We start from the raw sequence: 15446 nt of genomic DNA on the forward strand, positions 1-15446 counted from the left end.
GGCGATTGATCTGATCACCAAACGTCATGAATGTTCCTATCTTTTTTATCTTATTGATATCGCAATATTATTTGTGGGGATACCTCAGACTCTGACCCCCCAATTTTTATTGGGTTAGCCGAACTTTAAAAAATTCGGCGAGTGTTTTACTTATTACCGGGTGCTGAGTGTCTTGGTTAAATAAGCAAATGTTGACCTTGCCTAGCTTGGGCAGGTGCGGGTGGTTTAGCGCTACAAGGTTTGCCGGTAAGCTAGATTTTGCTAGAGCTGTCACACCTAAACCTTGCTGAATGGCGGCAACCAATCCACCTAAATCTGCATTGGTATAGCTAATTTTCCATGCAAAGGTTTGCTGCTTTAACTGTTCAATAACGCGGCTTCGATACATACAACCGTCGGGAGCAAGCACCAAAGGGATATTGTTGCCAACCAACGGATGAGCCGTGTCGCCAACCCAAACTACGTCATCTTCTAACACTACTTCGCCTTCTGTTTGCTCGCCCGGATTCACCAACGCCAAAATCAAATCGAAATGATCGCGCTGCGACGGATGCAGCAAATCACGGCTTAAGGCAGAGGTCACTTCAAGTGATACATCGGGATAGCGCTTTGAAAATTCGCCAATTAGGCCCGGCAATAATGTAGAAGCAAATTCATTGGGAATGCCAAGGCGCAAGCGACCGCTTAGCGGGGCAGGGGTCAAGCTGCGAAAGATGTTATCGTTAAGCTCTAGCAGTTCTTTCGCCTTTGGGTACAGCCAATTGCCGTCGGCGCTAGGTACATGCCGTTGCCCAACTTTAGTAAATAGCTTGCGGTCTAACTGCGACTCTAGCTTTTTAATTTGTAGGCTTATTGCCGGTTGAGAACGGCCCAAAAAATCGCCCGCTTTAGCGTAGCCACCAAGCTCAATAACGCTAACGAAGGTGCGTAAGGTATCAAGGGAAAGCTGCTTCATGTTGATTTGCAATCTTAATGTAGTTTAACCAATACATTATAAATATAAATGTATTGATAAGAAATTCCAATTTGTTGCATAAACGTTAGCTCACTATACTCAATTTCGTTTTCTACCTTTCAAATTAAAAAGAGTAAGTGGAATGTCTAGTACCACCGCCCTACACGCAAAGCACCTAGAAGCCGGTGCGAAAATGGTCGATTTCTTCGGCTGGGATATGCCAATTAACTATGGTTCACAAATTGAAGAGCATCACGCTGTGCGTCAAGACGCCGGTATGTTTGATGTGTCTCACATGACCATTGTTGATGTAAAAGGCGCACAAGCCAAAGCGTATCTTCAGTACCTTTTAGCCAACGACGTGGCAAAACTAAAAGACAAAGGCAAAGCGCTTTACAGCGGCATGCTTAACGAAGAAGGCGGTGTTGTAGACGACCTTATCGTTTATCACTTCGACGAAACTAACTATCGTTTAGTGGTTAACTCAGCAACGCGCGAAAAAGACATGAACTGGTTAATGAGCAAAGCAGAAGGCTTTGACGTAACCATCACCGAGCGCCCTGAATTTGCCATGATTGCCGTACAAGGCCCTAACGCAAAAGAAAAAGCCGCCACCTTGTTCAGCGCAGCGCAAAAAGAAGCGGTAGCGGGCATGAAGCCATTCTTTGGTGTACAAGCCGAAGACTTGTTTATCGCTACCACAGGTTATACCGGTGAAGCAGGCTATGAAATTATGGTGCCAACTGAGCAAGCGGAAAGTTTCTGGCAAGCACTGCTAGACGCGGGCGTTAAGCCGTGCGGCTTAGGTGCTCGCGACACACTTCGCCTAGAAGCAGGCATGAACCTGTACGGCCAAGATATGGACGAAACCGTATCGCCACTAGCCGCCAACATGGGCTGGACAATTACATGGGAACCGGCTGATCGTGACTTCGTAGGGCGCAAAGCACTAGAAGCGCAGCGCGAAGCGGGTACCGACAAGCTAGTAGGCTTGGTGATGACTGAAAAAGGCGTGCTGCGTCACGGTCTTAAAGTGAAAACAGAAAGCGGCGAAGGCGTTATCACTTCAGGTACGTTCTCTCCAACTCTAGGTCACTCAATTGCGATGGCACGAGTACCAAGTGATGTTGGTGAAACAGTAGAAGTGGAAATGCGCAAAAAGTGGGTTACAGTAAAAGTGGTTAAGCCCTCCTTTGTTCGCAATGGAAAAAGTGTTTTATAAGTTAACAGAGAATAACAGGAACGATTATGAGCAACATCCCAACTGATTTACGCTATGCCGCTACGCACGAATGGGTTCGCCCTGAAGGTGACGGTGTTTTCACTGTAGGTATTTCTGAGCACGCACAAGGCTTACTTGGCGACATGGTTTTCGTTGATTTGCCAGATGTTGGCGACGCAGTAAGCACTGGCGACGACGTATGTGTTGCTGAATCGGTAAAAGCAGCGTCTGACGTTTACGCGCCAATTTCAGGTGAAATCGTAGCAATTAACGAAGACCTAGAAGATTCTCCAGAATTAGTTAACTCTGACCCGTACGGCGACGGTTGGCTATTCAAAATTAAAGCTGACGATGCGGCAGAAGTAGAAGGTCTACTAGACGCTGAAGGCTACGAAAACAGCATCGACGAAGAGTAATTCGTTACGCAGTTTTAAAAGAACCATAATTTGAAAAGGGGCATGAAGATAATTCAGCCCCTTTTTAACTTAAAGATTTAACGCGCCCTTGCGGCAACCATTACGAGTGCTTAACAACGTTATGTCGAATACTTCCCCTACATTGGCTCAACTAGAGCAAAAAGATACATTTATCCGCCGCCACATTGGCCCGGGTAAAGGCGAAATTGAAGAAATGCTGTCTGCTATTGGTGCAAGCTCACTAGACGATTTAATTGAGCAAACTGTACCGGCAGGTATTGCGCTACCAGAGCCACTAAAATGTGGTGAAGGGGCGACAGAAGTTGAAGCATTAAGTGAACTTAAAGCCGTTGCGCAAAAGAACAAAATTAACCGTTCTTTCATTGGTATGGGTTACTACGATACCCACGTACCAAACGTTATTCTTCGCAACGTGCTAGAAAATCCAGGTTGGTACACAGCGTACACGCCTTACCAGCCAGAAATTGCCCAGGGTCGTTTGGAAGCTATTCTTAACTTCCAACAAGTAACCATTGACCTAACTGGCCTAGAGCTAGCATCAGCGTCACTGCTTGATGAAGGTACAGCGGCAGCAGAAGCCATGGGCCTTGCTAAGCGTGTGTCTAAGAACAAAAAAGCGAATGCGTTCTTTATTGCGAACGACGTTCACCCGCAAACGGTTGACGTGGTTGAAACTCGCGCTGAAATGTTTGGCTTTGAAATCATCAAAGGTGCGGCAGAAGAAGCAGCAGAACATGACGTATTCGGTGCGCTACTTCAATATCCAACCTCTACCGGTGAAGTAAAAGACATCAGCGACATCATTGCTGCGGTACAAGCGAAAAAAGGCATTGTAGCAGTAGCCGCTGACCTTATGAGCTTAGTAATGCTTAAGTCGCCTGGCGAGCTAGGTGCAGACGTGGCACTTGGTAGTGCACAGCGCTTTGGTGTACCTATGGGTTATGGTGGCCCGCATGCGGCATTCTTTGCTACACGCGATAGCTACAAACGTTCATTACCTGGCCGTATTATCGGTGTAAGTAAAGACACCCGTGGTCGCCCAGCACTTCGCATGGCGCTACAAACCCGTGAACAACACATTCGCCGTGAAAAAGCGAACTCGAACATTTGTACAGCGCAGGTGCTGCTAGCCAACATGGCAAGCTTCTACGCGGTGTACCACGGCCCTCAAGGCCTTAAAACTATTGCTGAGCGCATTCACCGCTTCGCCGACATTCTTGCTACTGGTTTGAACCAGAAAGGTGTAGCCCTTAAGCACTGCACGTACTTCGACACGCTAACCGTAATGGTAGACAACAAAGAAGACGTACTAGCAAAAGCCTACGCAAAAGGCATGAACCTACGTGCTGACCTTGAAGGTGCGGTAGGTGTGTCGCTAGACGAAACTACCACACGTGAAGACATTGTTGCGCTATTCGACGTACTTCTTGGTGAAGAGCACGGCTTAACAGTGGAAGGTCTGGATGCAGAAGTAACCACGCAAGACGTAAAATCTATTCCTGAAGGTTTATTACGTACTAGCGACTTCCTAACACACGAAGTGTTTAACAAGTATCACTCTGAAACAGAGATGCTTCGTTACATCAAGAGCCTTGAAAACAAAGACTTGGCGCTTAACCACTCAATGATTTCATTGGGTTCGTGCACCATGAAGCTAAACGCAACGGCTGAAATGATCCCAGTAACATGGGCTGAATTCGGTCAGCTTCACCCGTTTGCGCCACTAGACCAAGCAGCGGGCTATCAAGAAATGATTGCCGAACTTAGCGAGTGGTTAATTAACGTAACAGGTTACGACGCGCTTTCAATGCAGCCTAACTCAGGTGCTCAAGGTGAATACGCAGGCCTATTGGCTATTCAGCGTTACCACGAAAGCCGTGGCGAAGGTCACAGAAACGTGTGCCTAATTCCAAGCTCTGCCCACGGTACTAACCCTGCGTCTGCGCAAATGGTTAGCCTTAAAGTGGTAGTAGTAGCGTGTGATAGCAAAGGTAACGTAGACCTTAACGACCTTCGCAAGAAAGCGGAAGAAGTGGGCGATAACCTATCGTGCGCCATGATCACATACCCGTCTACCCACGGTGTATATGAAGAAACCGTACGCGAGATTTGTGACATTGTTCACCAATACGGCGGTCAGGTTTACATGGACGGCGCGAACATGAACGCGCAGGTGGGCATTACGTCACCTGGCTTCATTGGTTCAGACGTGTCGCACCTTAACCTACACAAAACTTTCTGTATTCCACATGGTGGTGGTGGCCCAGGTATGGGACCAATTGGTGTTAAGTCGCACCTTGCGCCTTTCCTACCAAACCACACGGTTGTTAACGTAGAAACGGCAGGCAAAGACTGTGGTGCGGTATCGGCAGCACCATGGGGCAGTGCATCAATTCTGCCTATTAGCTACATGTACATCAAAATGATGGGTAGCGCAGGTCTTCGCCGTGCAACCGAAGTCGCTATTCTTAATGCTAACTATGTGGCGAAGAAGCTAGAAGGGCACTTCCCAGTGCTTTACAAAGGCAACAATGGCCGCGTGGCGCACGAGTGTATTATTGACCTTCGCCCGCTTAAAGAAGCAAGCGGTGTAACCGAGCTAGATATCGCGAAGCGCCTAAACGACTACGGTTTCCATGCGCCAACCATGAGCTTCCCAGTAGCGGGTACGCTTATGATTGAGCCAACCGAGTCGGAAGCTAAGTACGAACTAGACCGTTTCATTAACGCGATGGTTAGCATTCGCCAAGAAATTGCGAAAGTAGAAAGCGGTGAGTGGGATGCCACTGACAACCCGCTACACAATGCACCGCACACACTAGCGGATATCTGTGATAGCGACTGGAACCGCAGCTACGACCGCATGCTAGCGGCGTACCCAGCTCCAGAAGTACACAGAAACAAGTTCTGGCCAACGGTTAACCGTATTGATGACGTTTATGGCGACCGGAACCTGATCTGTTCTTGCCCTAGTATTGAGAGCTATGTTGAAGAGTAGGGTGGTTTAGCTGCGTTGCTGTTAGAGCTTGATTGATTTGAAAGGCGAACCGGTTGGTTCGCCTTTTTTGTTTCAAGTTTTAGTGTTTAGAAGTCCGTTTTAGACAAAGAGCGGACGTCCAATGATGTGATATCTGCTTATTGCTTTTGTTATAAGTTGATATCGGAATTTATTGGCAGTCTTTGATTTTAAGAAGATAACCTGGACCAGTCTATTTTGTCCTTATAGCTTTGTGGTTGCTGATCAATCGATTGCATTACTTTTTCAAGTATCGTAGCTGCCGAGGTGCCTTTCTCTCGTTCTTGAGCAATCAAAATTTCATTTCGTTTAAGCAATGATTCGTTCTGGCTAGCAAAGAGAACTTCACTTGCATCAGTTACTGGCTGACCAGTTCTAGTGTATGTTGCTCCGTCACCTGTAGCCGGATTCAAGCTAGAGATATCGATTAAAGGGTTATTAAGTCCGTATGTAAAAGCCGCAAGCATTTCTTCGGCTTTTTGATTGCTTTGATTGGCTACTTGCATCACAAAACTATTCGAAAACTCTCTGCCTTTTTCCTTCGCAGCCAGATCTAGCGCTGGCTTTGAAAGTATGACTGTATCTCCTTGGCTTGTAGGCGCTTCATCAACGACATTTTGGGGCTTTGTTTCAGACTGCTTATATGTTTGTATGGGAGACGTTGCGTAACTGGATGATATGAGCATAATTTTGCCGAACTATTAATTGATGATAATAAAGAGCAATTCTTAGACCAAAACTGAACAGTATTCATTTCAGAAAAGTGCATTTTTCTTCAATAACAGATAGCTTAAAGGTTATGATTATGAGGCTTTCATCCGACTTACCACCATTAAACTACTGATAACTTAATACGGCTTTACCGGAACTGTAATAAGGCTATTTGTGCAAAACTAGCTTTGTTCGCGCGGTTTAACCGAAGAGACGCTTTTAGATTCTTGAAGTTATCCAACTGATTAACGTCGAGGCAATACTTTTCCGTTTGACGGCAGGCATTGTCCTTCTGAGATTCGATAGCTCCCTCGACCCTATTGTTTGATGTTTCGCACCTGAACGACCGCAATACGTACATAGCAGCCGCCTGGCTTCGAATATACTAACGGCGGCAACTGGTACAAAAAAAGAATTAGGGGCATGTATCAGTTCACTCCCGATGATCTATTCTTTTCTAACACCCCGAATATTCCCATCCATAACAAGCGTCTTAACCAGCCCATTTCCATCATCCATCTCAAAACGAACGCTACTTCCATTCTTCGCAAAAAATCGCCCGCCACCCTCATGAAAATACTCTTCATTTTCAACATAAGGTAAGGCGTTAAGCACAAAACCATTGACTGTTTTTTCTAGTACCACATCAACGTTAACTGGGTTAGTTACCACGTAGGTTCCAATGTATTTACTCAGTTCCTTTTGGCTTATGGGTACTAACTTCCTAACCTCAGCTTCCGAGTAACCTACGTTTAACGTTTCTTTTAAGCGTATTTCTAGTTCAGTTATTAACTGCCTGCCGTTATTGCCGTTCGTCATAATGGCGTAGCCGTTGCCGGTATCTAGTTCAAGGTATAGCTGCGACATAAACCCAGCATCTGCGCCACCGTGACCAAAGCCCAGAATTTCTCCATCGTCACTCATGTTGATAAAAAAGCCTATTCCTACGTTAGGCGGCTCAGTGCTTGGCGTATTGTTGGTTAACATTTTTTGCGCGGTGGCTTGCGATATCCAGTCGGTTTTCTGCCCTAAATACGCACTGCGCACGCCGCTTGCCAATTTCAACATGTCTGATGGCGTACTCCACATGCCTGCAGCTGCTAATGTGGCGTAGGTATGGGCGCCACCCTTAATTGGCGCACCGTCTCCGTCATACGGCGTCGCCATATTGTTTGATAGGTTTGTTGCAATGGGTTGCTCGAAGCCAGAACGTGTCATGCCTAAAGGTTTAAACAAAAGCCGTTGTGACAGAGTTGGCAGGGGCTCGTTAGCTACGTCTTGCAAGGTAAGCTGAGCAAGCGTAGTACCGCCACCGGAATAACGCATTTGCGTGCCAGGTTGAATATCAACAACAACGGCATCGGTATTGGCGGGAAATACACCTTCTAGCACCTGCTGCAAAGTAGGTACTGGTTCGCCCGCTGCGTAACCAGGAAAGCCATGTACTGTGGTGCCTGCCGTGTGGCTTAATAATCTGCGTAAAGAAACAGTGTCTTGCCCTGTCCATTCATGTTCAGGCAACTGCCAGCTGGTGAGTAAGGTATTAACATCTGCATCTAAATCTAGTGGGTTATCTTCGCGGTACTTCATCAATACTGCCGCAAATGCGGGTTTAGAAATACTGCCTGCTTGGAACACCGTGTTTTCATCAATAGCCAATTCAGAAGTCAAATCTTTAACGCCGCTTTGCATGGTCCAAGCTATTTGCCCATTTCTCATAAACGCGACAGACACACCAGGTACATCATAATGCGCTTGTCTTTGCTCCAAAGATTGGTAATCAACCTCTTGCCCTTCAATTCGAATGCGTTCAGTAAGGCCTGTTTTTAAAAGGTTGGCTTCTTTTGACTCTGCGGCAGCAGAAGGGGAGGCGGGAAAGGTTTCAGGCTCTGTACAGCCCAATAACGACGCTAAACAAAGCGAAAGTGTAAAAGAGGAGAAGAGCTTGATTGATGTCATTATGTGTATTCCATTACGAGTGAACGTACCAGAGTACGTTCCTACTATTATTCGGTCAAGGCTGACGATTTTCTAGTTCAGGCACTTGATAGCTAGTCGCCTGTACCTTCCGCAATCTTCTTTCGCAAGTATGCCAACCGCGTTTTAAAAGCACCATTTTCAACATTTTCTTCATAGCTCATTGCTAGCGCTTTCTCTCGCATTTCAAGTGCCATGGCTAAATCGCCGTTAGCTTCATAACCGTCTGCCAGGCTGTCGTAGGCATCAGATTTGTTAGGGAAGCGAGCTATATTTTTCTTAAAAATTGCAATGGCAGAGTCAAAGTCTTGTTTGTTTAACGCCGCATAACCCGCGTGGTTTACGGCTTTATATTCTGGCTTTGCTTCAAAAGCGTATTTTGCAGAAAGGTCTTTATAGTATTGCTCTACCGCAGGAATACCTTCTTGTATTATCGCACCTGTTGGGCGTAACGAATTTAGCTGCTTTTGAAGCGCCAAGCTCATACCTGCAAGTGCAGTCGTATTGTGGCTTTCAGATGTATCTAGCTCGGTATCAAAGGTAAACCCTTTTCGTTCGCTGCTATTTAGCAGTTCAACGTAACGTTCGTATGCGCTTAGCATGTTTCCACCTTCGTTACCCATATTTATGTATAGATATTTGTTAAGGTCGCTATCTGACGCAAAGAACGCTTTTGCCTCTGGAAATATCACTTCGTCGTGCCACCACAAACTTGGGCTAAATGCGAAGTAAGCTTGAAACAATTCAGGCCGCTCTCGCAGTGCGTATAAGGTAAAAAGTGCGCTTAATGAATGCCCAGAAACAATCGCGTAGTTATTGGTGCGATAGTTTGCCCCTACGTAAGGCTTTAGTTCTTTTTCTAGAAAGTCTAAAAAGTTGTCGGCACCACCAGATATTCCCCACTGGTTGTAGCTTTCATCATAGGTAGGTGTGAAGTCTCGCGTGCGCTCGGTGTTGGTAATACCGATAACAATCATTTCCTGCGCCATTCCAGACTGATTTAGCAGATCAAGCGTGCCTACGGTATGGGCAAAATTACGCTGTCCATCTAGCAAATATAAAACTGAGTAGGTGGTGTCTTTGTAGCGGGAATAGTTATTAGGTAAGTGAATAAGCAGTTCTCGCGACTCATTCAAAATTTCTGACTTTATTGTTGTAACCACGGCCTCGCCACGCACTTTGGCGTTTACGTGAAAGCTAAGGCTAAAAGCAAATAAGGCGCAGATAAAAACACAGGCAAGCTTTTGATACATTTGAAATTCCCTTTCCCGCTATCAGGCGCGAGTTTCTCTTTATAATTTAATTTACCTAAGCTGTCATAGTCACTCAAACTTGTCAAAAAATAACCAAGTCATTAATTGGACAGCATTAACTTTTCAATAGATTGCTCGATGATAGTTCGCAAGTTTTGTTTGTCCTGAGCGGGCAAATAGCGCGTATGAGCATTAATAAACTCAGGTGTTAAATAGATGCGTTTTATTGCAGCGTTTATACGCTTTATGTGCTCTGCACCCTGAGGAGTATTGGGGCAGATAACGTGGCCTGATACATAGTCAGGGTTATCTGCAATAGAGTAACTGCGTACTTTAATAGGCATGTTTTCTCCAAAACTTCTGTATAAAGTTGCTGGAAAAATGAGTGCAAAATCAGACTTTCCTTTTGAAAACATTTCCATAAAGCGAGAGTAATAAATATTATTTGCTATACGAAGGATTTGCTCTCGATTAACTTGCTTTAGATCGTCGTCTATCCTTTCACCGAATGAGTATTCTTCTGGTAACACAATAAAAGAGTCTGGAAAGGCTTTTATCACGCGAGATATGCTCAGTATTCGGCCTTTTTCATCTAAAAATTCCTTTTCTATTGGTGGCAGTGAAGCCAGTTGGTAAAAACGCTGTGTCTGGAAAAAGCTAAGCGGTAGTGAGTAAAGGTGATTTTTTTCGCGTTCAGGTGCTTTTATTTTATTAAGTACGCAAATGTTTTCGCCATGCTGCATATACGCAAAAGAACGCACAAGTGGAACATGAAGCACGGGATCTGTATACCCTATTTCATCAACTAGCATTTGTACCGTATCGACAGAAGTAGAATAGGGATTGCCTTGCAGATTTACCCTTTCAGTAAGAAATGCATTGTCTGCGTGAAACGCCAAAACATTATTCTGCTCATTGCTGTCACTCGAACTTGCATGAGCAAATTTCACTAATGTTATTAAAATGAATAGTCCAACCCTGAACAACTTTTTACTCCTTGGTAAAACCTCAACGCTCGTCACCTTGTCTCGCGTTAAACGTACTTTTATTTTGTGACTCTATTAGGAAAGGTAACAGCGTTTAATTTACGTAGTTTTTAAGCGCGGCTTCTACGATTTAACCAATTTACCATCTTTTTGATGTGCTTTTATAAATATTAGAAAGGTTTTCACGTGTTGACGCGCGACTAACGAGACATTTAGCCCTGTGTAATTAAATTCTGTAAAGGGAGTAAAAAAGCCGCAATCAGCAACGTGATGCGGCTTTCCGAGCTGGGCTGACTAGGCAGCCTTATAGAGCAATTGCGTAAAAGGGGTTAGCTAGAACGATCCTCACTCATAGCTGCCTGTTCAAATACCTTAACTCTAGACATATGATCACCTCCTCATCTTCGTTGCTAAAACTACTTGGAAAATAACATAGGCGGTATTTTAGTAAAGTGTCGCTGCATTAAAGAAAGTTTAGGAAAAGCGAGCACAACTCAAAAACACGAATAGCGAAACCAAGTCGATAATATAAACCTGTTTAATTAAATCTACGTAACCAATGCTAACTGAAACCCTTTGCGCCGCCCGTTTACGTGCAATTAACGTCTTAACGTGCAACCAGCAGTACGCAAACCCTCGAAAAGGCTAGAACTTAATGCAAACAACAAGCACGCACAAAACCAGCAAGAGTCGGAGAGCCGCACTATTGGTTACGCTTTTTGCCACCTCTTTTTTTACCTTTGCTCAGTCGAAAACATCTGAACAAATTGAAATGAAGGGCAGTAAGGGCACTACTGTAACGGGTAATGTTCAGGCGTCCTTCGATAACCCCTGGGCCATGACATTTTTGCCAGACGGGCACAGCTTGGTAACGGAAAAAGCTGGCACTCTATGGCTGCTTGATGAAAACCAGCAGAAGCGTTTTGCTGTTAGTAATGTGCCAAGTGTTACTGCGCGCGGGCAAGGCGGTTTAGGTGATGTCATTATTCACCCTGACTTTGCGTCGAATAACACCATTTATATTTCGTACATTGAACGAGATGAAAAAGACGATGCGTTTAGCGGTGCGGTGATAGAGCGGGCCACGCTTACCTTATCTGATAGTGGCGCGAAGCTGACTGATAGAGAGCTAATTTGGCGTCAGTCGCCTAAGGTGACGGGGAACGGGCATTACTCTCACCGCATGGCATTTTCACCTGATGGCCATTTATTTATCACCTCGGGCGAGCGCCAAAAATTCACGCCAGCACAAAACATGGCGATGAACTTAGGTAAGGTGCTGCGCTTAAACGACGACGGTAGCGTGCCTGAAGATAATCCGTTTTATGGTCAAGGCAACGTAACAGAACAAATCTGGACGTTAGGGCACCGCAATCCGCTAGGCATCGATTTTGATGAGAAAGGTAATTTATGGGCTCATGAAATGGGGCCGCGCCATGGCGACGAACTTAATATTATTGAACGAGGTCGCAACTATGGTTACCCAGCAGTGTCGCAGGGCGACCATTACTCAGGCGTGAAAATTCCTAACCACGAAGACTACCCCATCTTTAAGTCGCCTGAATTGGCGTGGGTGCCTGCCATAAGTCCTGCCGGTTTTATCATTTACAAAGGCGATAAGTTTAGTGACTGGGAGAGAAATGGTTTTATAGGCGGTTTGTCTTCAAAAGCGCTGGTTCGAGTTGCATTTAATAAAGACGATGAAGGCAACTGGAAGGTGGAAGAAGCAGAGCGCTACGAATGGGGCAAGCGAGTACGCGAGGTTGAGCAAGACAGTAAGGGCAATATCTATGTGCTTGAAGATAAAGAAGGCGGAAGGCTGATAAAGCTCAATTCACTAAACTAGACGCTATGTAAGCAAAATGAGGCTGAAGCGTAAGCTTTGAGGGTACATAAGTACACATCGATAAGTGATGATATGTGCTCTCAAGCTGCGATAACTTTATAAGGTCTTGTTTTTGAGTGACTTTTTAAAGCCTTTTTTCTTTTAAATGACGCTTTTTCTAAGTTGGGCCACATTTTTACAATCTAAAGGAAAAATGTGTTGCAAGAACAAGATGGTTTCGCAAATGGTTTTAGGTGTATCTGCGAGCACCTTTACGCCATGAGCAATCAATGGAGGAGTTTAGTATCAACCCGTTGAGCAATGTGATACGTTGCTCTTTAGACGAAAGTATAAGTTAATCTATTCAAACCTCAGGATCCTCATGTCACAGCCCCCAAAAAACATTAACTTTGAACGTTGCGAAGACGAGCCAATACATATTCCCGAAAGTATACAAAGTTATGGTTTTCTTATTGCTTTTAATTACAAGGACTTGAAGATTTCGATTGTCAGTGACAACTGCGAGTCAGTGTTCACTGAGCCGCTCATTGGTAAACATTTTTTAGAAATACTCTCATCTGACACGAATGAACGGGCATTTCTTGAAGAGACGTTTGATAGGGTTACAAAAACCAAGATTAGGCTGCCCATTAAGCTTCACTTAAAAGCCTCGATGTTAAAGGAAGGAGCGGCGATAGATTATTTGGCGGTGGTGTATGATTCCGGTCACAACTATGTTGTTGAGCTAGAGCCCGCTACTGAATTCAGAGATACTTATAGCGCAGAGCAATTTATCAAACTCTATGCTATGTCTATTGCTCCGCGCTTTAAAGAAATGACGTCACTAAGAGAGATGGCTCAAGAAATGGTCTCGACCATTCGGTATCTCACAAATATGGACAGGGTAGTACTTTACAAATTCAATGATGACTACTCAGGGAAAGTTATCGCAGAAGCTAAAGCCGATGATATGGACTCATATCAAGACTTGTACTTTCCTGCGTCAGATATTCCTGCACAGGCTAGAGCGCTTTACAAAACTAACTGGGTAAGACTAACCCCTGATACTGAGTTACTTCCTGCAAAGCTAGTTCCGTCGACTGAAGCGTCAGGCAGAGAGGCGCTGGATCTCACTCGCTCGCTGCTGCGAACCTTTTCACCTATTCATCTTCAATACATTAGAAACCAAGGTTTGCGGGCTTCATTTTCGATCTCTTTAGTAACGGACGGCGAGCTTTACGGGCTAATTTCTTGCCACCATCGCGAGGCTTGTTATATTCCACAAGATGTACGACTGCAATGTGAGAATTTAAGTCAACTGTTCAGCTGGCATTTGTTGGCGAAAGAAGAAGAGATTGCGAAACGCAAAAAGCATGTTACTGATAAAGCTGTTGATGCGATGTTGGATAGAATCGGTCCAGCAAATCCTATTAGCCGTGTAGTCAAAAGTGGCGAGCGCGCTTTTTTAGACGCGCTTAATAGTTCAGGGTTTGTTTATTATTCTCAGTACGAGACCATTACCCTCGGTTCTACTTTACCGATAGAACTCATCAAGGAGATTTTTTCCAAAGCAAGCAGCCAAGGCGGGTTCCCATATACCAACGACGCGCTTTATGACGATTACCCGGAAGCACGACAGTACGGTATTGCTGGCATAATGATTATTCCACTGTTTGAAAAGAAGCAGTATTTTACCGCCTGGTTCAGGAAGGAAACCCATCGCGTACAAAAGTGGATTGGCGCTGAAGATGAGAAGTCTGAAGATGCACCAAAAGCTCAGCGGCTTAAACCCAGAGCTTCGTTCACTATCCATACCCGCACTATAAAAGGGCGCTCAACAAGTTTTGATAAGGCGGATGTAGATACTGCAAATCGCCTGAACAGGATGTTTCTTGTTTATGCACTTGATGTGCAAGAACGCATGCATATTAGTATTCAAGAGCTTGAAAAGCAAGATAATTACAGAAATGAGTTTCTTGCCACGTTAGCTCACGAATTGCGAAATCCGCTTGGGCCTATTATGTCTGGCGCAAGTATTTTAGAAACGGTTGACGATGATAAAACGCGTAAAAGAGTGACGGCTATTATTAATCGTCAAGCGGAATACATGTCAAAACTTATCAACGATTTGATGGATGTATCGCGAATCACGCGAGGTAAGGTCAAGCTTGAGTTTGAAAAATTGAGTATTCAAGACGTGCTGTCAGATTCCCTTGAAATTGTTGATCAGCAGGTAAAAGCGAAAAAACACAATATAACCGTAAATTATCTCGAAAAGGATGTGACGGTTTATGGCGATAAAGCGCGTTTAAGTCAGATATTCTCAAACATTATTCACAATGCTGCTAAATATACGAGTGATCAGGGAAGGATAACTGTAGATATCAGAGAGGAAGGTGTCATGGTTGTCGTTGCTGTTAAAGATAACGGCATGGGGATACCTGAAGACAGGCTTAAAGACGTGTTTAATATGTTTACCCAAATTGAGGCGCACTCTACACATACTAAAGGCGGTTTAGGAATAGGGCTTACGTTGGTGAGTAAACTTGTAATGCTGCATCACGGTGATGTGTCGGTGATGAGTGAAGGGTTAGGCCGGGGAAGTACCTTTGAAGTTAGACTTCCCATCTCTAAATTGGCTTATGAGCAGTCTGACAATCAGGAAGCCGAGCCAGCTATTCAAAGCCAAACCAAAGTCATGTTCGTTGACGACAATGCTGATCTTATCGATGCATATTGCTTATTAGCAGAGTCTATGGGTGTGACTGCCCTAGGTATTACTTCTCCGAAAGAGGCTGTCGCTGAATTCAAAGCGTTTAAACCTAGCTTTGTATTTCTTGATATCGGCATGCCAGATATTGACGGTTATGAGCTGGTTAAAATGCTGAAAGCCTTACCTGAATCAGAAAATGTTAAGTTTTATTCTCAAAGCGGGTGGGGCTCAGAGAAATATGTGGAGGACTCCCAAGCGGCAGGGTTCGATCAGCATTTCGTTAAGCCCCTGTCAAAAGACACAATTCAGTCGGTACTAAGCTAAAACCTCTTTTAAAAGGTTGAAGCTTAC

Annotated in this window: 10 protein-coding genes; 5 read left to right on the top strand and 5 right to left on the bottom strand. The window is 44.7% G+C overall.

Features of this window, described 5'->3' with window-relative positions:
• Positions 1 to 106: 106 nt before the first annotated feature.
• Positions 107 to 955 carry a LysR family transcriptional regulator gene (locus BIZ39_RS04855; RefSeq protein ID WP_014950370.1) on the bottom strand — a complete coding sequence of 283 codons (849 nt, stop codon included), beginning with the start codon at positions 953 to 955 and terminating at the stop codon, positions 107 to 109.
• A gap of 142 nt (positions 956 to 1097) precedes the next feature.
• Here BIZ39_RS04855 and gcvT point away from each other — a divergent pair, with 142 nt between their 5' ends.
• From gcvT to gcvP, 3 genes are all read left to right on the top strand, one after another.
• Positions 1098 to 2177, top strand: coding sequence for a glycine cleavage system aminomethyltransferase GcvT (gene gcvT / locus BIZ39_RS04860; protein WP_187446483.1), 1080 nt, complete (start codon positions 1098 to 1100; stop codon positions 2175 to 2177).
• Positions 2178 to 2203: 26 nt separating this feature from the next.
• A complete protein-coding gene (gene gcvH / locus BIZ39_RS04865; RefSeq protein ID WP_014950360.1) occupies positions 2204 to 2593 on the top strand; it encodes a glycine cleavage system protein GcvH in 390 nt (129 codons plus the stop codon).
• Positions 2594 to 2714: 121 nt separating this feature from the next.
• Positions 2715 to 5612 (top strand): aminomethyl-transferring glycine dehydrogenase, encoded by a 2898-nt coding sequence (gene gcvP, locus BIZ39_RS04870; protein ID WP_187446484.1) that lies wholly within the window; start codon positions 2715 to 2717, stop codon positions 5610 to 5612.
• A gap of 188 nt (positions 5613 to 5800) precedes the next feature.
• Here the strand turns inward: gcvP and BIZ39_RS04875 are convergent, their stop codons facing one another.
• The 4 genes from BIZ39_RS04875 to BIZ39_RS04890 form a co-directional block, all read right to left on the bottom strand.
• Positions 5801 to 6316 carry a hypothetical protein gene (locus tag BIZ39_RS04875; protein WP_187446485.1) on the bottom strand — a complete coding sequence of 172 codons (516 nt, stop codon included), beginning with the start codon at positions 6314 to 6316 and terminating at the stop codon, positions 5801 to 5803.
• A gap of 472 nt (positions 6317 to 6788) precedes the next feature.
• Entirely contained in the window at positions 6789 to 8300 is a 1512-nt protein-coding gene (locus BIZ39_RS04880) for a serine hydrolase domain-containing protein (protein ID WP_187446486.1), read from the bottom strand.
• Positions 8301 to 8392: 92 nt separating this feature from the next.
• Positions 8393 to 9571: an alpha/beta hydrolase-fold protein gene (locus tag BIZ39_RS04885; protein ID WP_187446487.1), complete on the bottom strand. Its 1179-nt coding sequence runs from the start codon at positions 9569 to 9571 to the stop codon at positions 8393 to 8395.
• Positions 9572 to 9672: 101 nt separating this feature from the next.
• Positions 9673 to 10557 carry a hypothetical protein gene (locus BIZ39_RS04890; protein ID WP_187446488.1) on the bottom strand — a complete coding sequence of 295 codons (885 nt, stop codon included), beginning with the start codon at positions 10555 to 10557 and terminating at the stop codon, positions 9673 to 9675.
• A 655-nt stretch (positions 10558 to 11212) separates the two neighbouring features.
• Between BIZ39_RS04890 and BIZ39_RS04895 the strand changes: the two genes are divergently transcribed.
• The gene (locus BIZ39_RS04895; RefSeq protein WP_187446489.1) at positions 11213 to 12403 is read left to right on the top strand and encodes a PQQ-dependent sugar dehydrogenase; all 1191 of its coding nucleotides are present in this window, start codon (positions 11213 to 11215) and stop codon (positions 12401 to 12403) included.
• 361 nt (positions 12404 to 12764) lie between these two features.
• On the top strand, positions 12765 to 15419 hold the full coding sequence (locus BIZ39_RS04900; RefSeq protein WP_061095818.1) for an ATP-binding protein: 2655 nt from the start codon (positions 12765 to 12767) through the stop codon (positions 15417 to 15419).
• The last annotated feature ends 27 nt before the right edge of the window (positions 15420 to 15446 follow it).

Source organism: Alteromonas sp. BZK5 (assembly GCF_014349115.1).
Classification (GTDB): Bacteria; Pseudomonadota; Gammaproteobacteria; order Enterobacterales; family Alteromonadaceae; genus Alteromonas; species Alteromonas macleodii.